Below are 21968 nucleotides of genomic sequence, written 5' to 3' on the forward strand. Positions count from 1 at the left end.
AAATTGTGGATAACTCCTTGACAAGCTACAATCCACCGCCTTACCCCGTTCCTCCTATCCACAATAAGAATTCCCCAGAAATGACCGAGGAACCCACCCGCAGCCCTATCAATTCGCCCGGCTCAGATGCCGGTCAGGGCCTGTGGCAAGCCTGCGTTGAGCAACTGGCACAAGACCTGCCAGAACAACAATTCAACACCTGGATCAAGCCCCTGATTGCCCAAGTGGCCGAAGACTTCTCCAAAGTCACGCTGCTCGTGGGCAACCGCTTCAAGCTCGACTGGATCCGCGCCCAGTACGCCGGCCGCATTGCCGCGCTGCTCGAAGGCCTGTATGGCCAACCGGTCACACTGGAGTTAGCACTCGCTCAGCGCGAATCCGTTGCCAGGACTTATGTACGGCCCACATCGCAGGAGCCCTCCAGCCCCGCAGCGCCAGCCGAAACCCCCTCCAGTAGCAACGATGAGGCCTCAGCGGGCGCGTTCCGCAACCGCCTCAACGCCGCCCTCACGTTCGAGACCCTGGTGGAAGGCACGGCCAACCGCATGGCGCGCTCTGCGGCCATGCACGTGGCCGGCATGCCCGGCCATCTGTACAACCCGCTGTTCATCTACGGCGGTGTCGGCCTGGGCAAGACCCACCTGGTGCACGCTGTGGGCAACCGCCTGCTGCAGGACAAGCCCGACGCCAAAGTTCTCTACATCCATGCCGAGCAGTTCGTATCGGATGTGGTTAAGGCCTACCAGCGCCGCACCTTCGATGAGTTCAAGGAGCGCTACCACTCGCTCGACCTGCTGCTCATCGACGATGTGCAGTTCTTCGCCAACAAGGACCGCACGCAGGAAGAATTCTTCAACGCGTTCGAGGCCCTGCTGGCCAAGAAGTCGCACATCGTGATGACGTCGGACACCTACCCCAAGGGCCTGGCCAACATCCACGAGCGGCTGGTGTCGCGCTTCGACTCGGGCCTGACGGTGGCCATCGAGCCGCCCGAACTCGAAATGCGCGTGGCCATTCTGATCAACAAGGCGCGCGTCGAAGGCACCGAGATGCCCGAGGAAGTCGCCTTTTTCGTGGCCAAAAACGTGCGCTCCAACGTGCGCGAGCTCGAAGGCGCGCTGCGCAAGATCCTGGCGTACTCGCGTTTCAACCAGAAAGAGATTTCGATCCAGCTCGCCCGCGAGGCGCTGCGTGATCTGCTGTCCATCCAGAACCGGCAGATTTCTGTGGAAAACATCCAGAAGACGGTGGCCGACTACTACAAGATCAAGGTCGCCGACATGTACAGCAAGAAGCGCCCGGCCAGTATTGCCCGCCCGCGCCAGATTGCGATGTACCTGGCCAAGGAGCTGACGCAAAAGAGTCTTCCCGAGATCGGAGAATTGTTTGGCGGGCGCGACCACACCACGGTTTTGCATGCTGTGCGCAAGATTGCGGGCGAACGCCAGCAGCTGACCGAGTTGAACCAGCAGCTGCACGTGCTGGAGCAGACGCTCAAAGGGTAGCGCCAAGGGTAGATAACCAGCGGGAAACGCCCGTCGGGCAGCCCCACGAAGAAGCGACCCCGTTAAGGGGCAAAATGGCGGGTTATAGATAGCAGGGGGAGGCATGACCTGTGCCGCTGTCCACGCACCGTCCCAAAACCACAAGAGGTTGATGACATGATCGTCCTGAAGGCAACACAAGACAAGGTTCTCGCGGTTCTGCAGTCCGTGGCTGGCATCGTGGAGCGCCGCCACACGCTGCCCATCCTGGCCAATGTGCTGATCCGCAAGACGGGCAATGCCCTGCAGCTGACGACCAGCGACCTCGAAATCCAGATCCGCACCACGGCCGAACTGGGTGGCGACACCGGCGACTTCACCACCACCGTGGGGGCGCGCAAGCTCATCGACATCCTGCGCACCATGCCGGGCGACCAGACGGTCAGCCTCGAATCGGCCCAGTCCAAGCTCATCCTCAAGGGCGGCAAGAGCCGCTTCACGCTGCAAAGCCTGCCGGCCGAAGACTTCCCGCTGGTGCAGGAGTCCGCCGCCTTTGGCCCCGTGTTCGCCGTGCCCCAAAAGACGCTGAAGGACCTGCTCGGCCAGGTGTCGTTCGCCATGGCGGTGCAGGACATCCGCTACTACCTCAACGGCATCCTGTTCGTGGCCGAGGGCAAGACCCTGAGCCTGGTCGCCACCGACGGCCACCGCCTGGCCTTTGCCAGCGCTACGCTGGACGTCGAAGTGCCCAAGCAGGAAGTCATCCTGCCGCGCAAGACCGTGATCGAGCTGCAGCGCCTGTTGTCTGATGCGGGTGGCGAGAACCAGCCGCACATCGAGATGCAGTTCGCCAACAACCAAGCCAAGTTCACCTTTGGCGGCATGGAGTTCGTGACCAAGCTGGTCGAGGGCAAGTTCCCCGACTACAACCGCGTGATCCCCAAGAACCACAAGAACAGCATCACCCTGGGTCGCGCCCCGCTGCTGGCCAGCCTGCAGCGCACGGCCATCATGACCAGCGACAAGTTCAAGGGCGTGCGCCTGAACCTGGAGCCCGGCACCCTGCGCGTGGCGTCCAACAACGCCGAGCAGGAAGAGGCCGTGGACGAGCTCGACATCGACTACGGTGGCGACACCATCGAGATCGGCTTCAACGTGACCTACCTCATCGACGCCCTGGCCAACATGGGCCAGGACATGGTGAAGGTGGAGCTTTCGGACGGCAACAGCTCTGCGCTGCTGACCATCCCCGACAACGACAGCTTCAAGTACGTCGTGATGCCCATGCGCATCTGAGGCTGCGTGACACCCGCCGTGCACCACAGTCGCAGCGCCACACCGCGAACGCTACTTTATTGATAGCTGCAAGCGCATATTCAATATGCGCTTGCGCCCAATTAGACCATTGAACATATTGGAAACCACGGTTTCCACGGATCCCAAGGCCCACCATGACCGTTGACAACAACATTCCCTCCGAGCCCGAATCCTCCGGCGTCTCCGGCCATGTGGAGCCCACCGTCAACAAGATCGACACCAACCAGGCCGGCGCCAGCGAAAGCTATGGCGAAGGCGCCATCACCATCCTCGAAGGCCTGGAAGCCGTGCGCAAGCGCCCCGGCATGTACATCGGCGACACCAGTGACGGCACCGGCCTGCACCACCTGGTGTTCGAGGTGGTCGACAACTCCATCGACGAGGCCCTGGCCGGCCACTGCGATGACATCGTGGTCACCATCCACACCGACAACTCCATCAGCGTGACCGACAACGGCCGTGGCATTCCCACCGGCGTGAAGATGGACGACAAGCACGAGCCCAAGCGCAGTGCCGCAGAAATCGCCCTGACCGAGCTGCACGCAGGCGGCAAGTTCAACCAGAACAGCTACAAGGTCTCGGGCGGCCTGCACGGCGTGGGCGTGAGCTGCGTGAACGCATTGAGCAAATGGCTGCGCCTGACCGTTCGCCGCGAAGGCAAGGTGCACCAGATCGAATTTGCACGCGGCTTTGTGCAAGACCGCCTGCTGTCCACCGTGGACGGCTTTGAAGTCAGCCCCATGAAGGTGACCGGCGAGACCGAAAAGCGCGGCACCGAAGTGCACTTTTTGCCCGACACCGAGATCTTCAAAGAGAACAACGACTTTCACTACGAGATCCTGGCCAAGCGCCTGCGCGAACTCTCGTTTTTGAACAACGGCGTGCGCATTCGCCTCAAGGACGAGCGCAGCGGCAAGGAAGACGACTTCTCGGGCGCCGGTGGCGTGCGCGGTTTTGTCGAGTTCATCAACAAGGGCAAGACGGTGCTGCACCCCACCTCGTTCTACGCCGCAGGCGAGCGCCCGGCAGAAACGTACGGTGGCATCCCCGGCACGCACATTGGCGTGGAAGTGGCCATGCAGTGGAACAGCGCGTACACCGAGCAAGTGCTGTGCTTCACCAACAACATCCCCCAGCGCGACGGCGGCACCCACCTGACCGGCCTGCGCGCCGCGATGACCCGCGTCATCAACAAGTACATCGAAGAAAACGAGCTGGCCAAGAAGGCCAAGGTCGAAGTCACCGGCGACGACATGCGCGAAGGCCTGTGCTGCGTGCTCAGCGTGAAGGTGCCCGAGCCCAAGTTCAGCAGCCAGACTAAGGACAAGCTGGTATCGAGCGAAGTGCGCGCGCCGGTGGAAGACATCGTGGGCAAGCTGCTCACCGACTACCTGCAAGAAAAGCCCAACGACGCCAAGATCATCTGCGGCAAGATCGTGGAGGCCGCCCGTGCCCGCGAAGCCGCCCGCAAGGCCCGCGAAATGACCCGCCGCAAGGGCGTGCTGGACGGCATGGGCCTGCCCGGCAAGCTGGCCGACTGCCAGGAAAAAGACCCCGCCCTGTGCGAGATCTACATCGTGGAGGGTGACTCCGCCGGCGGCTCAGCCAAGCAGGGCCGCGACCGCAAGTTCCAGGCCATCCTGCCCCTGCGCGGCAAGATCCTGAACGTGGAAAAAGCCCGCTACGAAAAGCTGCTGACCAGCAACGAAATCCTCACGCTGATCACCGCCCTGGGCACCGGCATCGGCAAGGCGGGCGGCACCACCGGGGGCGACGACTTTGACGTGGCCAAGCTGCGCTACCACCGCATCATCATCATGACCGACGCCGACGTCGACGGCGCCCACATCCGCACCCTGCTGCTCACCTTCTTCTACCGCCAGATGCCCGAACTGGTGGAGCGCGGCCACATCTACATCGCGCAGCCGCCGCTGTACAAGGTCAAGGCCGGCAAGGAAGAGCTGTACCTGAAGGACGCCCCCGCGCTCGACGGCTTCTTGCTGCGCATTGCGCTGAACCACGCCAGCGTGACCACCGGCGGCGCCAACCCGCAAACCCTGACGGGCGAGACCCTGGCCGAACTGGCGCGCAAGCACCAGATCGCTGAAAGCGTGATCGCCCGCCTGGGCAACTTCATGGACGCCGAAGCCCTGCGCGCCATTGCCGACGGCGTGAGCCTGAAGCTGGACACCGTGGCCGAAGCGGAAGCCAGCGCCGTGGCCCTGCAGGCCAAGCTGCGCGAACTGAACACCACCGGCGCCCCCGCCGAAGTGGCCGGCGAATTTGACGCCCGCACCGACAAGCCCCTGCTGCGCATCAGCCGCCGCCACCACGGCAACATCAAGAGCAGCGTCATCACGCAAGACTTTGTGCACGGCGCCGACTACGCCGCCCTGGCCGAAGCCGCCGAAACCTTCCGCGGCCTGCTGGCCGAAGGCGCCAAAGCGATGCGTGGCGAAGGCGACAAGCAGAAGGAAGAAAAGGTCAGCGACTTCCGCCAGGCCATGAAGTGGCTGATTGCCGAAGCCGAACGCACCACCAGCCGCCAGCGCTACAAGGGCCTGGGCGAGATGAACCCCGAGCAGCTGTGGGAAACGACGATGGACCCCAATGTGCGCCGCCTGCTGCGCGTGCAGATCGACGATGCGATCGAAGCGGACCGCGTGTTCACGATGCTGATGGGCGATGAGGTCGAGCCGCGCCGGGATTTCATTGAAACCAATGCGCTGCGGGCGGGCAATATCGACGTCTGATCGATCGCTTGATCGTCGCCACCGCGCCCTGCCGCCGCTCGCGCATGCAGGAAGGCCACCCTCGGGTGGCCTTTGTGCCCTTTGCCCGACCTTCTTCGCATGACCCATCTTGCCATCCGTCCCGCAACCATCGATGACACCGACCTGATCCTGCACTTCGTGCGGGAACTGGCGATCTATGAGAAGGCTGAGCAGGAGGCGCTGGCCACACCCGCACATGTGCACCGCACGCTGTTCTGCACCAATCCCAAGGTGCATGGCCTGATCTGCCAGGACGGCGATACCCCCGTGGGCTTCGCGGTGTACTTCTTTAACTATTCGACCTGGCAGGGCCGCCACGGTCTGTATCTGGAAGACCTGTACGTGTCGCCAGAGCACCGCGGCAAGGGCGCTGGCATGGCGCTGCTGAGGCAACTCGCGCGCATCGCCGTGGACCACGACTGCGGGCGCTTCGAGTGGAGTGTGCTGGACTGGAATACACCTTCCATCGCGCTGTATGACAGCCTGGGTGCCCGCCCGCAGAGCGAGTGGATCCGTTACCGACTCACAGGAGACGAGTTGCACGCGCTGGCGGCGCAGTCGCAGCCGCTCCTGCAGCCGTCCAACACCGCGCCATGAGATCCACCATCGCCATCGTTGACGTTGACCGCCTGGACACCTGGTCCCGCTACCGCGCAGGCCTGTGCGACACCTGCGCGGCCAACTGCTGCACCATGCCGCTGGAAGTGCAACTATCGGACTTGGTGCGGCTGGAACTGGTGGACCCGTTCGAGGCCGAGCATGAAGAAATCCGCCACATTGCCAAGCGGCTGCAAAAGGCGCGGCTGATTGACCACTTCAACCACAAGAACGCGGTCTTCACGATGGCGCGGCGGGCCAGTGGGGACTGCAATTTTCTCGACCCCAAGACGCGGCTGTGCACGGTGTATGACAAGCGGCCCGAGACCTGCCGCCTGCACCCGCAAAAGAAGAGCCCCAAGCCGGGTTACTGCGCTTATGGGGCGCGGGATCTGCAGCGGCGGGGCTGATGACAGACATGTGCTGAGGTATCTCGCACCTCGCATCTGCGCAAGCCCGCCGCCTTCTGAAACCGTCGACCCCCATGGTCACGCCATGTCGCGCAGCTCGCGGCGCAGGATCTTGCCGACGCTGGACTTGGGCAAGGCCTCCACAAACACGATCTGCCGGGGCACCTTGTAGGCGGTGAGCGCTGCGCGGCAGTGGGCGGCGATGTGGTCTGCATCCACCGGTGGCGCAGTGCCCGCCGCGCGCACCACATACAGCCGCAGCGCCTCGCCCGTCTTCTCGTCCGGAACGCCGATGCAGGCGCATTCCAGCACGCCGGGGCAGGCGGTAGCCACGGCTTCGACTTCGTTGGGGAAGACGTTGAAGCCTGAGACGATGACCATGTCCTTCTTGCGGTCCACGATCTTGAGGAAGCCGCGCTCGTCCAGTTGGCCGATGTCGCCGGTGCGGAAGTAGCCGTCGCGGGTAAATGCTGCGGCGTTGGCCTCGGGCTGCTGCCAGTAGCCGCCCATGACCTGGGGGCCTTTCACGCAGACCTCACCAGGCTGGCCCAGAGGCACGGGGTGGTCCTGCTCGTCCAGCAGCAGCACGTCGGTGGAAGGCAGGGGCAGGCCGGTGCTGCCGCTGAACGTAGTGACCGATGCGGGGTTGAAGGCCACCACGGGGCTGGTCTCGCTCAGGCCGTAGCCTTCGCGGATGAACTGGCCGGTGATGGCCTGCCAGCGGGCGGATACCGAGGGGAGGATGGCAGCGCCGCCGCCACCCGCCAGCCGCAGGTTGGAGAAATCCACGCCCTGCGTGCCGGGGTGCGCCGCCAGCCCGGCGTACAGCGTGTTGACGCCCATGAACACGCTGGGACGCGCAGCCTTCAACACGTCAATCAGCCCGTCCAGGTCACGCGGGTTGAGCACCAGCCAGTTGCGTGCGCCCACCGCAAAGTAGCTGATCAGGTTCACCATCAGCGCGAAGATGTGATACAGCGGAATGGCGGTAACGATGACTTCCTGCGCGGGGCGCAGGGCATCGGGCACGAAGGCCTTGAACTGCTCCACGTTGGCCACCAGGTTGCGGTGCGTGAGCATGGCGCCCTTGGACAGGCCCGTGGTGCCCCCGGTGTATTGCAGGAACAGCAGGTCGCCCCCCTCCAGCACAGGTGGCGCAAAAGGCAGGGTGGCGCCCTCGGCCAGGGCGCGCGCAAACGAGGTGGTGGTGTGCAGGTGGGCATCCACCGGCGGCCCAGGCAGGTCGGCTGCGGTGCCGTCGCCAGGCGCCACGGTGATGATGCTGTGCAGTTCCACACGGTCCTGGATGGCAGCCAGGGTCGCAGTAGACCCTGCATAGATCACCATCACCCTGGCTCCCGCGTCCTGTAGCTGGTGCTCCAGCTCCCGCGGGGTGTACAGCGGATTCACGTTCACCTGCACACAGCCCGCGCGCGCAATACCGAGCATGGCGATGGGAAACGCCATCAGGTTCGGGCACATCACGGCAATGCGGTCGCCCTTGCGCACGCGCAGTACGTTCTGCAGGTAGGCAGCAAACGCGCGGGATTGCTGGTCCACATGCGCATAGGTCAGCGTCTGGCCCAGGCAAGTGAATGCGGGCCGGTGCGCGTACCGCTGCATAGCCGCACACAGCAGGTGCACGATGCTGGGATGGCTGTCGGGATCGATGTGGGCAGGGATGGCGCCATAGCTGGCCAGCCAGGGTTGGGGGGACATGGTGAATCGGTCCTCGTGGGGGGGTGAAGCAGCAACGTGCGGGCAGGCTCAGCGCACGGCCTTGGCCAGTGCCGCAAAGGCTTGCCGGTCCAGCGCGTGGGTGAAGGCGGTGTTGGGCACGGGGTGCGTGGAGAACTTCACCACCACCAGCTCGGCCGCCGGGTTGATGTGGATGTGCTGGCCCATCAGGCCCTTGGCTTCAAAGGTGCCATCGGCATCGTGGGGTATCCACCACTGGTTGTGGTACGAGTAGCCCGCGCGCATGGCCGTGCCTGGGGCCTTGCTGAACTGGGCGGGGTCGGCCCCTTTGCGCAGCTCGGCAATGGTGGCGGGCGAGACGATCTGCTGGCCGTTGAAACGGCCGTTGGATCGCAGCATCTCGCCCAGACGGCCCAGGTCACGCAAAGTGGCGTTCACGCCCACGCTGGTGGCCTGGCCGCCGTTGGCATCGGCAAACACATACGCGTCCTCCTGCGTGCCCAGCTTGGACCAGATGCGCTCGGACAACAGCGTGGCGTAGCTCTTGCCGGTGACACGCTGCAGCAGCCAGCCCAGCACTTCCGTGTCCACCGACTTGTAGGCAAACGCGGTGCCGTGCTCGCCGTCCTTCTGCACGGTGGGCAGGTGCTCGGCCATGCTCTTGGCACCATTGCTGCCGGGGCGCGCAGGCTGCAGGCCCGCAGCGGCCAGGTACTGAAAGACACCGGAGGTGGGGTCCGCAAAGTCTTCGGCGTATTTGACGCTGGTGGTCATGTCCAGGGTCTGCTGCACGGTGGCATCGGCCCAGGCGCTGTTGGCCAGCTCGGGCAGGTAACGCACGATGCGCGCACTGGGGTCGATGGCGCCTTCCTGGATGAGTTCGGTCACCAGCAGCCCCACCAGCGATTTGCTCATGGACCACAGCACATGTGGCTGCTGCGGCTGCATGCCGATGTGATAACGCTCATACACCACACGGCCCCGGTGCAGCACCAGCAGGGCGTCGGTGTAGGTGGCCTTCTGCCAGTCGGCCAGCGTGGTGGGCGCGCCCTTGTCGTCGGCAAACGCCAGCGTGTCGGGCAAGGCACGCGGCGCTGCGGGCAGTGCGCTGGGCGCAGCGGCGCCCCGCCAGATGGTGGCCGTGGGCCCCAGTTCGCGCAGGTGCTGCGCGGCCCAGCGCACGTTGGGGTACTTGAGGATGTTGGCCAGGCGCACCACCTTGTCAGGCGCCGGTGGGAAGCCCTGCATCAGCTGCAGGGTCACAGGGTTGGTGGCGTCCGGCGGCGGCAGCTGCGGAGCCTGGGCCTGGCTGTCAGGAGCGGCCCCCAGCAGGGTGCAGGCCAAGGCGACGGCGGTGAAGGAAGGGGTGAGGTGGCGATGAAAAGAGCGCATGGTGAGAAGGCCTCGGTCAAGAAACGTGGGATGGGGAAGAACAAAAAAGGACACGGAATCGGTCGGGCCGATCAGCCCCGCGCGGCCAGCAAGGTGCGGATCACGCCCTCGGTGCGCTCGTACTCGCCTTCGCCGAAGTGCTTGTAGCGAATGCGGCCTTGTGCATCGATGAGGTAGGTGGCGGGCCAGTACTGGTTGCTGTAGGCCTTCCAGGTGCCGTAGCGGTTGTCCTGTGCCACGGGGTGCTTCACGCCATGGCGGCGCATGGCGGCTTCCACGTTGGCGGTCGGGCGCTCAAACGGAAACTCTGGCGTGTGCACGCCCACCACGGTGAGCCCCTGGGGCGTGTACTGCTCGGCCCAGCGGTTCACATGAGGCAGGGTGCGGATGCAGTTGATGCAGGCGTACGTCCAGAAATCCACCAGCACCACGCGGCCGCGCAACTGCGCCAGGCTCAGCGGTTCGGAGTTGAGCCAGCGCTCGATGCCGGTGAACTCGGGCGCAGCGCCCAAGTCGGGCAGCGCTGCGGCGGGGCTGGCGGGGCCCGCTGCATACGCCAAGCCAGGGGCCGCCAGTGCAGCGGCCATCGACGCCAGGAAAGCGCGGCGCTCGGAAAAGCGCGATGAAGAGGGGTGCAATGTCATGGTGAAAGCTCCTTGCAATCGGTGGGGTGTCGCCCCTTACAGGCCGCCCCAGCCCGAGGGATAAAACTGCGTAAGCCAGGCGGTGATCTGCCCATCCACCTCCCACAGCATGGCCAGCGCGATGGCAATGACCACCACGCCAAACACCTGCTGCACGCGGTGTGCGTGGCGCGCAATGCGGCGCACATGGGTGGCCGCGGCCTGGCCGCCGTAGGCAATGGCCAGCATGGGCAGTGCTGCGCCCGTGGAATACGCGAGCAGCAGTACGGCGGTGCCCACCCCCGGTGGCTCGGTAGCGATGAGGGTGAGGATGGAGGCGAGCACCGGCCCGGCGCAGGGTGTCCAGACCGCGCCCAGGCTCAGGCCGAGCAGCAGTCCGCCCCAGTTGCCGCCCCCGCTGCCCATGCCCAGGCTGGCCATGCGGTTGAGCACGCCGCCCGCATGTTGGCTGAGCCACTGGAACGGCCGGGGCCACACCGTGAGCACGCCAAACACCAGCAGCATCACGGCGGCAAACCGGCGCAGGCCTTCCTGAGACACACCCAGCACCTGCGTAAAGCTGCTGAACAGCAGTGCCACGGCCGCGAACGACAGCGCAAAGCCCAGGGCAATGAACAGTGGGCGTGTGCGCCGCGCTGAGTCGGCGCCGCTCACCGAGGCCCCCAGCACCACTGGCAGCATGGGCAACACGCAGGGCGCCCCCACCGTGAGCATGCCGGCGGCCACGGCCAGCCATGGCGAGGTGGTGGCCATGGTCATTGCCCGCTCCCCTGCTCGGCCGCCGGACGGCGCCACACCTGGGTTTTGCCGAACAGCGGAATGCCCACATATGCGTGCACCAGCAGTTGTTCCGGCTCGGCCGGCGTCAGGTTGACGCGGTACGTCTTGGCGTTCTCGCGGTTGTAGATTTCGCCCTGGTACTCGCTGCTGCCGCCCTCCGCCGGGCGCAGGCCCGACAGCAGGGTCATGCCCAGCGCAGGCCGCGCGTCGGCCGCCGCCATGTCGGCGCCCGGCGCGCTCATGGAGCGGTTGGCCAGCACGCGCACCACCTTGCCACACAGGGCGTTGCCGCCAGCGGGGTTGCAAGGGGAGATGTTCACTTCCAGATTGCCGCTCTCGGTGATCCAGCGACCCAGGGGCGCTTTGGGGTGGGCGGTGCCCGGCGCTGGTGCCACAGCGGCTGGCGGCGCTGCCACAGCCTCTTGCGCGCTGACTGCCTGCGCCAGGCACAGGGTCAGCAGGGCGGTCGCCGCGATGGATGGTTTCATGGCAAGGTCCTCGTGAAGTTCAGGAAGACCGCATTGAAGCCAGCGCAGGTATCGGCGATTTGTCTGGCCAGGGGCTTTTGGTATGCGCGCTTGTCGGTGCACCGGGCAGACAAGTTGAGATACATATCTGCCCACCCAGCCCATACCGCTGCACCACCAAAGCCCGGACAATGGCCGCCATGACGACGCCCGCTCCCGACCACATCCTGATCGTCGATGACGACGCCGGCATCCGCGAACTGGCTGCCGAGTACTTGCAGCGCCAGGGCCTGCAGGTGAGCGTGGCCGCCGACGGGCGGCAAATGCGCGAGGTACTGGCAACGCAGCGCATCGACCTGCTGGTGCTGGACCTGATGCTGCCGGGCACCGACGGCATCGCACTGTGCCGTGAGCTGCGCAGCCCTGGCGCGCCGCCGCTGCCCATCATCATGCTCACCGCACGCAGCGACGAGGCGGACCGCATCCTGGGCCTGGAGCTGGGTGCGGACGACTACCTGACCAAACCCTTCGCCGCGCGCGAGCTGCTGGCACGCATCCACGCGGTGCTGCGGCGCACGCGCATGCTGCCGCCCAATCTGGCCAAGGCCGAGCCCGCGCGCCACCTCACGTTTGGCGACTGGCGGCTGGACACCACCGCACGCCACCTGCTCGATGCCACGGGCGCAGTGGCGGCGCTGTCGGGCGCCGAATACCGTCTGCTGCGTGTGCTGCTGGACCACCCGCAGCGCATCCTCACACGCGACCAGCTGCTGCAGCTCACACAGGGGCGCGATGCCGACGTGTTCGACCGCTCCATCGACCTGCTGGTGAGCCGTGTGCGCCAGCGGCTGGGCGATGGCGCGCGCGGCTCGCGCTACATCAAGACGGTGCGCAACGAGGGCTATGTGTTCTGCGCCGATGTGCAAACTGCGGCAGCTGCCGCAGGAGCTGCACCATGACGTCGCGCTGGTGGCCACGCTCTTTGTTCGGGCGCATTCTGCTGGTGATGGCACTGGGCCTGGCGTTGGCGCATGCGCTGACGTTTGTGCTGGCGTTCACCGAGCGCAGCATGACCATGCGGCGGGCCATGGTGTCGTATTTCGCCAGCGACGTGGCCAGCTCGGTCGCCATGCTGGAACGCCTGCCTGCCACCGAGCGCGCACAGTGGGTGGACCGGCTGGCGCGCCGCAACTACCGCTTTGCACTGGCCGAACCCCTGGACGCACCTGCCGACCCGTCCCAGCTGGCCCGCCTCGTTGCCAGCGCTGTGGCGGCCACTCTGCCCACTGACCGCCCGGTGCAGGTGATCGACCCCCATGTGCCGGGCATCGAGCTGCGGCTGCAACTGCGCCTGGCCGACGGTACGCCCCTGGCCGTGGACATGGACGAGCCCCGGCTGCAGATATCGCCCTGGGTGCTGGGCGCGCTGGCACTGCAGCTGGCGCTGCTGGTGGGCCTGTGCGCGTGGGCCGTGCGTGCAGCCACGCGGCCCCTGAGCACGCTGGCCGATGCGGCCGATGCGCTGGGCGCCGACCGCCCCACCGTGCCGCTGGCTGAAGACGGCCCGCGCGAAGTGGTGCGCGCCGCCGTTGCCTTCAACCATATGCAGCAGCGCATCCAGGCGCATCTTCAGGAACGCATGCAAATCCTGGCCGCCGTCTCGCACGACCTGCAAACACCCATCACCCGGCTGCGCCTGCGCGCGGATCTGCTGGACGACACCACGCTGCGCGACAAGCTGCACGTCGACCTGGCCGAGATGCAGTCGCTGGTGGAAGAGGGCATTGCCTACGCGCGCTCATCGCAGGCCGTGCGCGAGCCCGCGCAGCGCGTGGACCTGCGCGCGCTGGTGGAGAGCATTGCGCGCGACTACGCCGATGCCGGCCTGCCGGTACAAGTGCTGCAGGCAGTGGATGTGACCTGCGACACCCGCCCCCAGGCCCTGCGCCGCCTGCTGTGCAACCTGGTGGACAACGCGCTCAAGTTTGCGGGTGCCGCCGAGCTGACGCTGGAGGCAGAAAGGCCAGGCCAGTGCCTGGTGCGCGTCATCGATCATGGGCCTGGCATCCCCCCGGCGGACCTCGCCGCCGTGCTGCAGCCCTATGTGCGGCTGGAAGATTCGCGCAACCGGGGCACCGGTGGCACCGGTCTGGGCCTGGCCATTGCCAGCGAGCTGGCCAAGGCCCTGGGCGGCCGCCTGGTGCTGGGGCCACGCGCGGACGGCGCGCAGGGGCTGGAGGCGCGGGTAGAGCTGCCAGAAGCGCTCCCGGCATAGGCATGCGCACCAGCGCCGCTGCTACAGTGGCCGCTCCGTGGACTCTCAAAAGGGCAACGCCGTGGACACACCTGTCAGCACCCCGCAGAGCGAGATCAGCGCCAGCAACCCACGCATCCGCGTCGGCATCGGCGGCTGGACCTTCGAGCCCTGGCGCGGCAGCTTCTACCCCGCAGGGCTGGCGCACAGCAAGGAGCTGCAATACGCCAGCCGACAGCTCACCGCGATTGAGGTCAACGGCACCTACTACAGCACCTTCAAACCACCCACCTTTGCCAAATGGCGCGATGAAACGCCCGAAGGCTTTGTGTTCTCACTCAAGGCCAACCGCTTTACCACGCACCGGCGCGTGCTGGTCGAGGCGGGCGATTCGATCGCGCGGTTTGTCGACAGTGGCATCTCGGAACTGAAGGACAAGCTCGGGCCCATCGTGTGGCAGTTCATGCCTACCAAGGTCTTTGAGCCGGGCGACTTCGAGGCCTTTCTGGCCCTGCTGCCGCAGCAGGTGGATGGCCTGCAGCTGCGCCACGCGCTGGATGTGCGCCACCCGAGTTTTGCGACGCCAGCGTTTGTGGCGCTGGCGCGCCGGTATGGCTGCGTGCCTGTGTACACCGACTCCGACCGATTTCCGGCCATCGCGGATGCAGAGGCCGACTTTGCCTACCTGCGGCTGATGCGTGGCCAGGCCGATGTGCCCACGGGCTACACCGCCGATGCCATTGCGCAGTGGGCACAGGGCGTGCGCACCTGGACCAGCGGCGACCGGCCACGCGATGTGTTTGTGTACTTCATCAACGGCGCCAAAGAGCGGGCGCCGGCAGGGGCGATGGAGTTGCTCAGGCAGCTGGGCGCTACACCGTCTCGCGCTGCGTGAAGCCCTGCGGGGCCTCGCCGCCATCGGGCACATTGCCTACCACCACGCGGTCCACCCGCGCATGTGCTGGCCCCTGGTGCGCCCAGTCGATCAGCGCCAGCACGGCGGGTTCCGGGCCCCAGGCGCAGGCCTCCACGCGGCCATCCTCGCGGTTGCGCACCCAGCCCGTCACGCCCAGTCGATTGGCGGCCTGCGCCATGGACCAGCGGTAGCCCACGCCCTGCACCTGGCCGGTGATCAACAGATGGCGGGTGATGGTGGAGTGGGGTTCTGCGTTCATGGGGGGCACTGTAGCGCGCTCCTTGTGGGGAGCCCGCTCCAGGGGCACACTGCCAGCACCACCGCACCCCATGACCACCACAACCCCCAAGGCCCTGCCCACCATCGACCCCCAGCGCTGCACCGGCTGCGGCTGGTGCATTGCGGTGTGCCCGCCGCATGTGCTGTCGCTGCAGGTGTTAGGCACGGGGCCCTGGGGCCCCAAGTGCTCCACCCTGCACGATGCGCCCGGCTGCACCGGGTGCGCGCTGTGTGCGGTGCGCTGCCCGTTCGATGCGATCCGCATGGTGCGGGTGGCGGCCACCCAGGCCCGGTGAGGCCGTTGCGCCACAGGCTCACACAAGCGCACACAAATGCGCATAAGCGCGTACAGGCAGGTTGACAGGCCCCGGCCTGCATCCGGTACACTGCGCCCTTCATGTCGTTCACCTCTCTCCCCATCACCACCGCACGCGCCGCTGCCTTCCAAGGCATGGGCATGATGCCGCCCGCACTCACGCGGGCCAATGGTGAACAGCGGGCACTGGGTGCACGAATGATTACCACCATTACCACCGCGGCCACCTGAGCACGCGCAGGTGGCCGTTTCGGCAGCCACCTGGTGATCGCTCTCTTCTCCCCCAAGACGAATGCACGAAACCCAGCTCTGGCAGCTGGGTTTTTTTGTTTGTTCGTTAGCCGGAGAAGTCCATGTACCGCGATCCCGTCCAGTCCCTCGAAGCCCCGTTGTTGCCGTCGTCCGCCACGGCCATGCGCCCCCTGCGCGTGGGCATGATTGGCATTGGCACCGTGGGCGCAGGCACCTTCCGCGTGCTGGCGCGCAACCAGGCGCTGATTGCGGGCCGTGCGGGCCGCGGCATCAAGCTGGTGGTGGTCTGCGCCCGTAGCCTGGCCCGCGCCATGAGCGTGGTGGGCAAGGACGTGGCGCTGACCAACGACCCCATGCAGGTCGCCACCCACCCCGACGTGGATGTGCTGGTGGAGGCCGCGGGCGGCACCGGCCCCGCACGCGACTGGGTGCTGGCCGCCATCCGTGCGGGCAAGCATGTGGTCACGGCCAACAAGGCGCTGCTGGCCGAGCATGGCAACGAGATCTTTGCCGCAGCACGCCAGCACGGCGTGGCCGTGGCGTACGAAGGCGCGGTGGCGGTCAGCATCCCCATCGTGAAGGCGCTGCGAGAGGGCCTCACGGCCAACCGCATCGAGTGGGTGGCGGGCATCATCAACGGCACCACCAACTTCATCCTGAGCAAGATGCGCGACGAGGGTGTGGGCTTTGCCGAAGCGCTTTCGCAAGCCCAGGCGCTGGGCTACGCCGAGGCCGACCCGACGTTCGACATCGAAGGCATGGACGCGGCGCACAAGATCTCGCTGCTGGCGGCCAATGCGTTTGGCATGCCGGTGCGGTTTGCCGATGCGCAGGTGGAGGGCATCACCGCACTGCAGGGCCTGGACGTGGCCTGCGCCGAGCAACTGGGCTTTCGCATCAAGCTGCTGGGCGTGGCCAAGCGGCGCAAGGAGGGTGACTCGGAAGGCAATGTGGAGGGGGTGGAGCTGCGCGTGCAGCCCGCGCTGGTGCCCGCCACGCATTTGCTGGCGCATGTGAACGGGTCGATGAACGTCGTGATGGTCAAGGGCGATGCGTCGGGCGTGACGATGTACTACGGCGCGGGTGCGGGGTCGGAGCAGACCGCGTCGGCCGTGATTGCGGACCTGGTGGATGTGGCGCGGCTCGATGGCACCCATGCGGCGCAGCGCGTGCCGCACCTGGGCTTCCACCCCCAGGCCGTGGACGAGCAACTGGCAGTACTGCCCCGCGCGGCCGTGCACACCCGCCACTACCTCCGCGTGCCGGTGCACAGCGCGCAGCAGATCGAGGCCGTGGGCGCCTGGCTGGCTGCGCAGCACGTGCCCGTGCTGCAGGTGGCACTGGCGCATGACAAGGCCTTGCCCCCCGGCAGCAGCCCCCAGGTGCTGGTGCTGACCGATGCCGTGGCGCAGTCCACGGTGGACCTGGCCGTGTTTGCACTGGCGGCGCACCCTGCGGTGGCGGGGCCGGTGGTCACGCTGCGGGTGGAGACGCTGGAAGGGTGAAGTGCTCCTGAAAACGTGTTATCACGAGGTTTTGGCGCCAAAACGGGCGGTAGCGGTAGCGCTAGTGCATCATGCCTGGGATGCTATCAATTTTGATAGTCCCTTCCGGTCGCAGCCATCACGCCATCAACCGGCCCAGCACCAGCGCGGCCATGTCCTCGGCCGCGCTGGTGCCTTCCGCCATCAGGCCCTGCACCACGCCGGCGCGGTCGGTATCGGTGCGGTTCTGGCTCACCTTCCAGATGCCCTCCCAGCGCTCCACCGCCAGCTCGATGCCCACGATGGCGCGCAGCAGCTTGTCGATGTAGTCGGGCGGCGCGTCGTCGATGCGCCAGGGGTCGGGGCGGTGGGCCTCGTGCTGCTCGCTCAGGGTGTGCAGGATGCCGCGCAGGCGTGTGGGGTCGTCAAACGCGCTCAAAGCGCCGTGGGCGTGCACGGTGGCGTAGTTCCAGGTGGGCACCTGCTTGCCGTCCAGGGCTTTCGATGGATACCACGAGGGCGACACATAGGCCTGCGGGCCGTGGAACACCGCCACCGCCTGCTGGGGCAACAGCGGCCACAGCGCGTTGGCGCGCGCCACATGGCCGATGAGCGTGCCCTGCGGGCCGCGCGCCGGGTCCAGGTACAGCGGGATGTGATTGACGTGTTGCGCGCCTTCGTGCGCAATGACCAGCGTGGCCAAAGGCTGGGCACGTACCAGGGCTTGCTGGGCAGCGGCATCGGCCACCTGAAACTGCCGGTTGGGGTTGGCCATGTCAGCCCCCTTCCACTTCAAGCACCGGGGCGCAGTCGATCTGCGTCTTGACCGAGTTGGCCAGAAAACACGATGTGTGGGCGCGGTGGTGCAGGTCGTCCAGCTGGGCAGCGCTGGGCGCGTGCGCCGCGTCAAAGCGCGTGACGGGCCTCAGCTGCACATGGGTGACCACCAGCTGGCCCTCTGCGTTCTTGGCCATGGTGCCCACGGCCGCGTCGGCATAGTGGTTGAGCCGGTAGCCCGCGCGGCTGGCGAAGTCCATGAACCACAGCATGTGGCAGCTCGACAGCGCGGCGACATAGGCTTCTTCCGGGTCCACCGCCGCCGCGTCGGAGTACGGCAGCGGCACCACATGGGGCGACGACGACGCGGCCACGGTGGCGCCGCCGTCAAACTGCCACGTGTGGGCACGGTGGTAGCGCTTGTCCAGAAAGTCGTCGGTGCCACGGGACCAGGTGATGGTGGCGGTGTGCTCGGCCATGGGGTGCTTTCAAGAGGATCGGACCCGTTAGGGGGCCCGGGTTTCTACAATGGCTCTTCAGTTTATGAGTACATTCCCATATTGAAAGGGCCAATTTGTGCCCAGCCCCGGAGCCAATCGAACCACCGCCACCCTGCGCCAGCAGGTGTATGCGCAACTGCGCCGCGCCATCGAGCAGGGCAGCCTGCGCGCAGGCACCCGCCTGCCGCCCTCGCGCGAGCATGCGGCCAGCCTGGGCGTGTCGCGCAACACCGTGCTGTGGGCCGTGCAGCGCCTGCAGGCCGAGGGTTATGTGGAAGCACGCGTGGGCGACGGCACCTATGTGTCGCAGGCCGTGGCCGCCACATTGCCTGCCCCGCAAGGCCTGGTGGCGCCGCCCCGGGGCCTGTCGCGCCGGGGGCAGCTGATAGCCGACACGGCGGCGCGCTGGCGCCCGCCCCTGGCGGCGGCCAAGGCGTTTCGCATTGGCGCGCCCGAAGTCGCCACCTTTCCGTTTGCGCTGTGGGACCGCCTGATACGCCAGGCCAGTTCAGGCCAGCGCAGCCACCGCGCGCAGTACCTGGACCCGGCTGGCGACCCCGACCTGCGCCAGGCCGTGGCGCAATGGCTGTGGGCTTCGCGCGGCATCCGCTGCGATGCGGCGCAGGTGGTGGTGTGCTCGGGCTCGCAGCAGGGCATTGACCTGATTGCGCGGCTGCTGCTGGACGTGGGCGACGAGGTGCTGGTGGAAGACCCCGGCTACCCCGGCATCCGCGCCAGCCTGCTGGGCCACGGCGCGCTGGCGCGGCCGGTGGACATGGATGGAGACGGCCTGCGCATCGACACCGCTGCGGCGCAATGGCCGAACGCGCGCATGGCCGTCGTCACACCCACGCACCAGTTCCCCACCGGCGTGTGCATGGGCCTGGCGCGACGGCAGGCGCTGCTGAAGTGGGCGCGCACGCACGACGCCTGGGTGGTTGAGGACGACTACGACGGGGAGTTCCAGTACGGCAAGAACGATGGCAAGGCCCAGCGCGTGCCCGCCCTGTGCAGCCTGCCGGGCTCGGAGCGCGTGCTGTACGTGGGCACCTTCAGCAAGACGCTGCACCCCGGCCTGCGCCTGGGCTTTGTGGTGGTGCCGCCCGCGCTGGTGGAGGCCTTTGCCATGGCCCGCGCCATCACCGACCGGCATGCACCGGGCGACACCCAGGCGGTGCTGGCACGTTTCATTGCCGAAGGCCACCTGCTGCGCCACCTGCGGCAGATGCGCGAGCTGTACCTGCAGCGGCAGCACACGCTGCGCACCGCACTGGCCGAGGCCAGCAACGGCGCCTGGCAACTGGCCACCAGCGATCGCGGCATGCAGCTGCTGCACGAGGTGGCACCCGGCACCGACGACGAAACCCTGAGCCGCCAGGCGCTGGCGGCGGGCGTGATGCTGGCGCCGCTGTCGCGCTATGCGATGCAGTCGGCGCGCCGGGGCTGGCTGCTGGGCTATGCGGGGTTTGACGATGCAGAGATCCGCGCGGCCGCTCGCGTGGTGGGCGGCCTCGTGCGTCAGCGGTGATGCGGGCGCTGGTGCTTCACCACGCGCCGGGCTGCGGGGCCAGGGCCGTGCCAAGGCCCTCCGTCTGAACCACAGCCTGCGGCTCCACCTTGCGCCACCAGTGCGTGGACAGCGCGGGCGCGCGGATGTCCAGCCGCTCGCCCATGATGGGCGCCACCAGCGGCACCTGCGCTGCCGCCGCGAGCGCGGTGATGCGCTCGAACGGCTCCACCCACGGGTGCAGCGACAGGTCGAACGTGCCGTTGTGGATGGGGAACAGATGGCGCCCCTTCACGTCCAGATGGGCCTGCAGGCTCTCCTCGGGGTGCATGTGGATGTCGGGCCAGTCGGCGTTGTAGGCGCCCGTTTCGATCAGCGTCAGATCGAACGGTCCGAACCGCTCACCAATGGCCTTGAAGCCGTCGAAGTAGCCCGTGTCGCCACTGAAGAAGACGCGGACTTGGTCAGCGCCTTGACCCGCGATCAGCACCCACGAGGCCCACAGCGTGCTGTTGCCGTCCGATAGGCCCCGGCCCGAGAAATGCTGCGCAGGCGTGGCCACCAGCTGCAGCCCGCCGATGGTGGTGCCCTGCCACCAGTCAAACTGCTGCACCTTGGCCGCAGGCACGCCCCAGCCGATGAGCCGGTCGCCCACGCCCAGCGGCGTGATGAAGTGCTCCACCTTGGGCGCGAGTTTCTGGATGGCAGCGTAGTCCAGGTGGTCGTAGTGGTCGTGCGACAGGATCACGCCGGTGATGGGCGGCAGCTCGTCAATCGTGATGGGCGGCGCGTGAAAGCGCTTGGGGCCCAGGAACTGGAACGGCGAGGCGCGCTCGGAAAACACCGGGTCGGTCAGCCAGAACTGGCCGTTGATCTTGAAGAGCAGGGTGGAGTGCCCCAGCCGCCACAGGCTCAGGTCGGGCGCGGCCAGCAGGTCTGACCGCATCACGGCGTACACCGGCACGGGCTGGCGCGGCACCGAGTCGTAGGGCTTGCCGGTGGCAAAGCGCCACATCACCTGCAGCGTCTTGAGGGCGCCCAGCGCATGGCGGGGTGCCACGTTGCGAAACTTGCCACCCGCAAACTGCGGCGACTGTTCATAGGCGGCCACCGGCTGGGCGGCGCGGGAAAAGAGGCTGTAGGCCATGGCGATCAGTACAACGAAGGCGACACAAAGTGCCGGGAGCAGACGGCGGCGGCGGGCGATGGAGAGTGACACCGGATCTGCGACATAGAAATTACACTGCACAGTGTAGTTCACTTTTTATAAAAGTAAACTACCCGGTGTAAAATTTGCGCATGATCGCCTCTCAGCCCACCCCTCGCCTGACCGACCGCAAGCGCGATGCCATCGTGCAGGCCGCCATCGGCGAGTTCCGCGAACACGGCTTCAACGGCACCAGCATGGACCGCGTGGCCGCAGCGGCGGATGTGTCCAAACGCACGGTGTACAACCACTTCCCAAGCAAGGAAGAACTGTTCGAAGCCATCCTGCTGCTGATGTGGGAGCGCAGCCAGTCACCCGACGAACTGGCCTACACCCCCACGCGCCCGCTGCGCGACCAGCTGCTGGAGCTGCTGGCGCAAAAGATGCGCCTGCTCAACGACGCGAGCTTCATCGACCTGAGCCGCGTGGCCATGGCCGACATGATGCACACCCCCGAGCGCGCGCGCGGCATCACCGCCAAGCTCTCGGCCAAGGAAGAGGGCCTGCCGCGCTGGTTGCGCGCGGCCCAGCAGGATGGCCGCCTGCGCGCCACCATGGATGTGCCCTATGCCGCGCAGCAACTGCAGGGCATGGTCAAGGCATTTGCGTTCTGGCCCCAGCTGGCCATGGGCCAGCCACCCTTGAGCGCCGCACAGCAAGCGCAAGTAGTGGGAGATGCGGTGGACATGTTTCTGGGGTTCTACGCCGCGCCCACCCATGAGGCCAAGGCCCCCGTAAAAAAAACCCAGGCTGGAAGCACGGGCAAGGCAGCGGCAGCCCCTGTTGCCACCTCTGCGAAACCTGCCCCTCGCCGCGCCCCAGCGCGCTGACCCACGCCACCACCCTGGCCAGCAAACCGGCGTGAGGTGCGATTTGCACTACGCTCGCCCGTTCTTTCCACGCAGCCTGACAC

The 21968-nt window shown here is 66.7% G+C and carries 21 protein-coding genes and 1 pseudogene; 13 read left to right on the forward strand and 9 right to left on the reverse strand.

All coding sequences use genetic code 11. The features are described from left to right. Positions 1-80: 80 nt before the first annotated feature. The 5 genes from dnaA to IB236_RS05685 all read left to right on the forward strand — a co-directional run bounded on the left by dnaA (position 81) and on the right by IB236_RS05685 (position 6582). Complete coding sequence (gene dnaA / locus IB236_RS05665) at positions 81-1505, forward strand: chromosomal replication initiator protein DnaA (RefSeq protein WP_082522279.1); 1425 nt, start codon at positions 81-83, stop codon at positions 1503-1505. A 156-nt stretch (positions 1506-1661) separates the two neighbouring features. Then, the gene (gene dnaN, locus IB236_RS05670) at positions 1662-2780 is read left to right on the forward strand and encodes a DNA polymerase III subunit beta (RefSeq protein ID WP_056056813.1); all 1119 of its coding nucleotides are present in this window, start codon (positions 1662-1664) and stop codon (positions 2778-2780) included. Positions 2781-2935: 155 nt separating this feature from the next. Next, positions 2936-5554 carry a DNA topoisomerase (ATP-hydrolyzing) subunit B gene (gene gyrB, locus IB236_RS05675; protein WP_192419351.1) on the forward strand — a complete coding sequence of 873 codons (2619 nt, stop codon included), beginning with the start codon at positions 2936-2938 and terminating at the stop codon, positions 5552-5554. A gap of 99 nt (positions 5555-5653) precedes the next feature. Next, a complete protein-coding gene (locus IB236_RS05680; protein ID WP_056742599.1) occupies positions 5654-6172 on the forward strand; it encodes a GNAT family N-acetyltransferase in 519 nt (172 codons plus the stop codon). Further along, a complete protein-coding gene (locus tag IB236_RS05685) occupies positions 6169-6582 on the forward strand; it encodes a YkgJ family cysteine cluster protein (RefSeq protein WP_056742597.1) in 414 nt (137 codons plus the stop codon). Before IB236_RS05680 ends, IB236_RS05685 begins: the two co-directional genes overlap by 4 nt. A 78-nt stretch (positions 6583-6660) precedes the next feature. Here the strand turns inward: IB236_RS05685 and IB236_RS05690 are convergent, their stop codons facing one another. The 5 genes from IB236_RS05690 to IB236_RS05710 all read right to left on the reverse strand — a co-directional run bounded on the left by IB236_RS05690 (position 6661) and on the right by IB236_RS05710 (position 11584). Beyond that, positions 6661-8301 carry an AMP-binding protein gene (locus IB236_RS05690; RefSeq protein WP_192419353.1) on the reverse strand — a complete coding sequence of 547 codons (1641 nt, stop codon included), beginning with the start codon at positions 8299-8301 and terminating at the stop codon, positions 6661-6663. A 48-nt stretch (positions 8302-8349) separates the two neighbouring features. Beyond that, on the reverse strand, positions 8350-9672 hold the full coding sequence (locus IB236_RS05695) for a serine hydrolase (RefSeq protein WP_192419355.1): 1323 nt from the start codon (positions 9670-9672) through the stop codon (positions 8350-8352). Positions 9673-9743: 71 nt separating this feature from the next. Continuing rightward, positions 9744-10316, reverse strand: coding sequence for a thioredoxin family protein (locus tag IB236_RS05700; protein WP_121941468.1), 573 nt, complete (start codon positions 10314-10316; stop codon positions 9744-9746). A 36-nt stretch (positions 10317-10352) separates the two neighbouring features. Beyond that, the gene (locus IB236_RS05705) at positions 10353-11075 is read right to left on the reverse strand and encodes a cytochrome c biogenesis CcdA family protein (protein WP_192419357.1); all 723 of its coding nucleotides are present in this window, start codon (positions 11073-11075) and stop codon (positions 10353-10355) included. Continuing rightward, entirely contained in the window at positions 11072-11584 is a 513-nt protein-coding gene (locus IB236_RS05710; RefSeq protein ID WP_192419359.1) for a DUF2147 domain-containing protein, read from the reverse strand. Before IB236_RS05710 ends, IB236_RS05705 begins: the two co-directional genes overlap by 4 nt. A 179-nt stretch (positions 11585-11763) precedes the next feature. Here IB236_RS05710 and IB236_RS05715 point away from each other — a divergent pair, with 179 nt between their 5' ends. From IB236_RS05715 to IB236_RS05725, 3 genes are all read left to right on the forward strand, one after another. After that, positions 11764-12522 carry a response regulator gene (locus tag IB236_RS05715; RefSeq protein ID WP_192419366.1) on the forward strand — a complete coding sequence of 253 codons (759 nt, stop codon included), beginning with the start codon at positions 11764-11766 and terminating at the stop codon, positions 12520-12522. Continuing rightward, positions 12519-13838: a HAMP domain-containing sensor histidine kinase gene (locus tag IB236_RS05720; protein ID WP_192419367.1), complete on the forward strand. Its 1320-nt coding sequence runs from the start codon at positions 12519-12521 to the stop codon at positions 13836-13838. Before IB236_RS05715 ends, IB236_RS05720 begins: the two co-directional genes overlap by 4 nt. Before the next feature lie 61 nt (positions 13839-13899). Continuing rightward, the gene (locus IB236_RS05725) at positions 13900-14712 is read left to right on the forward strand and encodes a DUF72 domain-containing protein (RefSeq protein ID WP_370539891.1); all 813 of its coding nucleotides are present in this window, start codon (positions 13900-13902) and stop codon (positions 14710-14712) included. Here the strand turns inward: IB236_RS05725 and IB236_RS05730 are convergent. Then, positions 14690-14992: an acylphosphatase gene (locus IB236_RS05730; RefSeq protein ID WP_056056841.1), complete on the reverse strand. Its 303-nt coding sequence runs from the start codon at positions 14990-14992 to the stop codon at positions 14690-14692. The two genes, IB236_RS05725 and IB236_RS05730, sit on opposite strands and share 23 nt — an antisense overlap. A 70-nt stretch (positions 14993-15062) precedes the next feature. Here IB236_RS05730 and IB236_RS05735 point away from each other — a divergent pair, with 70 nt between their 5' ends. The 3 genes from IB236_RS05735 to IB236_RS05745 all read left to right on the forward strand — a co-directional run bounded on the left by IB236_RS05735 (position 15063) and on the right by IB236_RS05745 (position 17085). After that, a complete protein-coding gene (locus IB236_RS05735) occupies positions 15063-15308 on the forward strand; it encodes an ATP-binding protein (RefSeq protein WP_116748437.1) in 246 nt (81 codons plus the stop codon). Between the two features lie 101 nt (positions 15309-15409). Continuing rightward, the gene (locus IB236_RS05740) at positions 15410-15559 is read left to right on the forward strand and encodes a hypothetical protein (protein ID WP_156358827.1); all 150 of its coding nucleotides are present in this window, start codon (positions 15410-15412) and stop codon (positions 15557-15559) included. Positions 15560-15681: 122 nt separating this feature from the next. Further along, entirely contained in the window at positions 15682-17085 is a 1404-nt protein-coding gene (locus tag IB236_RS05745; protein ID WP_192419368.1) for a homoserine dehydrogenase, read from the forward strand. Positions 17086-17203: 118 nt separating this feature from the next. Here IB236_RS05745 and IB236_RS05750 read toward each other — a convergent pair whose 3' ends face one another. Next, positions 17204-17839 carry an FMN-binding negative transcriptional regulator gene (locus IB236_RS05750; protein WP_192419369.1) on the reverse strand — a complete coding sequence of 212 codons (636 nt, stop codon included), beginning with the start codon at positions 17837-17839 and terminating at the stop codon, positions 17204-17206. A 1-nt stretch (position 17840) separates the two neighbouring features. Further along, the gene (locus IB236_RS05755; protein WP_192419370.1) at positions 17841-18320 is read right to left on the reverse strand and encodes an OsmC family protein; all 480 of its coding nucleotides are present in this window, start codon (positions 18318-18320) and stop codon (positions 17841-17843) included. 97 nt (positions 18321-18417) lie between these two features. Between IB236_RS05755 and IB236_RS05760 the strand changes: the two genes are divergently transcribed. Further along, a complete protein-coding gene (locus IB236_RS05760; RefSeq protein ID WP_192419371.1) occupies positions 18418-19869 on the forward strand; it encodes a PLP-dependent aminotransferase family protein in 1452 nt (483 codons plus the stop codon). 16 nt (positions 19870-19885) lie between these two features. Here IB236_RS05760 and IB236_RS05765 read toward each other — a convergent pair whose 3' ends face one another. Then, positions 19886-20995 (reverse strand): MBL fold metallo-hydrolase, encoded by a 1110-nt coding sequence (locus IB236_RS05765; RefSeq protein ID WP_192419373.1) that lies wholly within the window; start codon positions 20993-20995, stop codon positions 19886-19888. Between the two features lie 152 nt (positions 20996-21147). Here IB236_RS05765 and IB236_RS05770 point away from each other — a divergent pair. Further along, positions 21148-21762 (forward strand): annotated as a pseudogene (locus IB236_RS05770) (TetR/AcrR family transcriptional regulator); the annotation flags it as partial. Between the last annotated feature and the right edge of the window lie 206 nt (positions 21763-21968).

The sequence above is a fragment of the Acidovorax sp. ACV02 genome (genome assembly GCF_014851475.1).
Taxonomy (GTDB): Bacteria; Pseudomonadota; Gammaproteobacteria; order Burkholderiales; family Burkholderiaceae_C; genus Acidovorax; species Acidovorax delafieldii.

Excerpts from the sequence above, each read along its gene's own strand:
- IB236_RS05715 (WP_192419366.1), top strand. The coding sequence starts at position 11,764 with ATGACGACGCCCGCTCCCGACCACATCCTGATCGTCGATGACGACGCC.
- IB236_RS05705 (WP_192419357.1), bottom strand. The coding sequence starts at position 11,075 with ATGACCATGGCCACCACCTCGCCATGGCTGGCCGTGGCCGCCGGCATG.
- IB236_RS05755 (WP_192419370.1), bottom strand. The coding sequence starts at position 18,320 with ATGGCCGAGCACACCGCCACCATCACCTGGTCCCGTGGCACCGACGAC.
- dnaA (WP_082522279.1), top strand. The coding sequence starts at position 81 with ATGACCGAGGAACCCACCCGCAGCCCTATCAATTCGCCCGGCTCAGAT.
- IB236_RS05745 (WP_192419368.1), top strand. The coding sequence starts at position 15,682 with ATGTACCGCGATCCCGTCCAGTCCCTCGAAGCCCCGTTGTTGCCGTCG.
- IB236_RS05735 (WP_116748437.1), top strand. The coding sequence starts at position 15,063 with ATGACCACCACAACCCCCAAGGCCCTGCCCACCATCGACCCCCAGCGC.
- IB236_RS05730 (WP_056056841.1), bottom strand. The coding sequence starts at position 14,992 with ATGAACGCAGAACCCCACTCCACCATCACCCGCCATCTGTTGATCACC.
- IB236_RS05700 (WP_121941468.1), bottom strand. The coding sequence starts at position 10,316 with ATGACATTGCACCCCTCTTCATCGCGCTTTTCCGAGCGCCGCGCTTTC.
- IB236_RS05690 (WP_192419353.1), bottom strand. The coding sequence starts at position 8,301 with ATGTCCCCCCAACCCTGGCTGGCCAGCTATGGCGCCATCCCTGCCCAC.
- IB236_RS05740 (WP_156358827.1), top strand. The coding sequence starts at position 15,410 with ATGTCGTTCACCTCTCTCCCCATCACCACCGCACGCGCCGCTGCCTTC.
- IB236_RS05765 (WP_192419373.1), bottom strand. The coding sequence starts at position 20,995 with ATGGCCTACAGCCTCTTTTCCCGCGCCGCCCAGCCGGTGGCCGCCTAT.
- IB236_RS05710 (WP_192419359.1), bottom strand. The coding sequence starts at position 11,584 with ATGAAACCATCCATCGCGGCGACCGCCCTGCTGACCCTGTGCCTGGCG.
- IB236_RS05750 (WP_192419369.1), bottom strand. The coding sequence starts at position 17,839 with ATGGCCAACCCCAACCGGCAGTTTCAGGTGGCCGATGCCGCTGCCCAG.
- gyrB (WP_192419351.1), top strand. The coding sequence starts at position 2,936 with ATGACCGTTGACAACAACATTCCCTCCGAGCCCGAATCCTCCGGCGTC.
- IB236_RS05720 (WP_192419367.1), top strand. The coding sequence starts at position 12,519 with ATGACGTCGCGCTGGTGGCCACGCTCTTTGTTCGGGCGCATTCTGCTG.
- IB236_RS05685 (WP_056742597.1), top strand. The coding sequence starts at position 6,169 with ATGAGATCCACCATCGCCATCGTTGACGTTGACCGCCTGGACACCTGG.
- dnaN (WP_056056813.1), top strand. The coding sequence starts at position 1,662 with ATGATCGTCCTGAAGGCAACACAAGACAAGGTTCTCGCGGTTCTGCAG.
- IB236_RS05695 (WP_192419355.1), bottom strand. The coding sequence starts at position 9,672 with ATGCGCTCTTTTCATCGCCACCTCACCCCTTCCTTCACCGCCGTCGCC.
- IB236_RS05680 (WP_056742599.1), top strand. The coding sequence starts at position 5,654 with ATGACCCATCTTGCCATCCGTCCCGCAACCATCGATGACACCGACCTG.